This window comes from Candidatus Symbiopectobacterium sp. NZEC135, assembly GCF_025962695.1.
The window spans coordinates 1-564 of record NZ_JAGFPF010001391.1 but is presented as its reverse complement, the minus strand read 5'-3'; the positions used below and the strand labels follow the sequence as shown (position 1 = coordinate 564).

General features: G+C 40.4%; 1 pseudogene. It reads left to right on the top strand.

Annotated features, from left to right (window positions below):
* Window positions 1–122: 122 nt before the first annotated feature.
* Window positions 123–564: pseudogene (locus tag J5224_RS34435) on the top strand (hypothetical protein); the annotation flags it as partial.

Below are 564 nucleotides of genomic sequence, written 5' to 3'. Positions count from 1 at the left end.
CTTATCATTTTCCACTGAAGAGGGATAAAATATTTCTGTCTGTGTTTAATCGTCCTAAAATTGTTTTCTTGAAGGGTCGGCGATAATTATTGTGTACATTAGTGTTTTTACTGAGGTGCACGATGTTTTTCATAAATACTCAATCTCGAATTGATGTTAAAAAAGACACAATCTATTCCGCGTTGCTGAAAAAAACCAATAACAATACCCTTTCCTCGAAAACATTAAAGAAGTTAGCGAAAATAGCCACTACTTCCTTCGTGTTGTCCAAGTCGGATGCCAAGGGGATTTTTATACATAATAAACCCGTTATACCATCGGGTCCGTCGATAATATTGGCGTATAATATCTATAAAGCACTGGCACAAGTGTCTAATGATAATCTCAGGCCGCAATTGAAGGTGTTTATCGCGCATTGCGGAAGACCCTCTATGGATAGCCATCAAAGAACAGGGATCCCGAACTCTGCGTCATCATGTACAGCCACTACATCTGAATTTATAGAAAAAAATAGCGGTAGAATCGGAGCTACGCTGGGTGAGGGGGCGCAGGCCATTGTGGTCG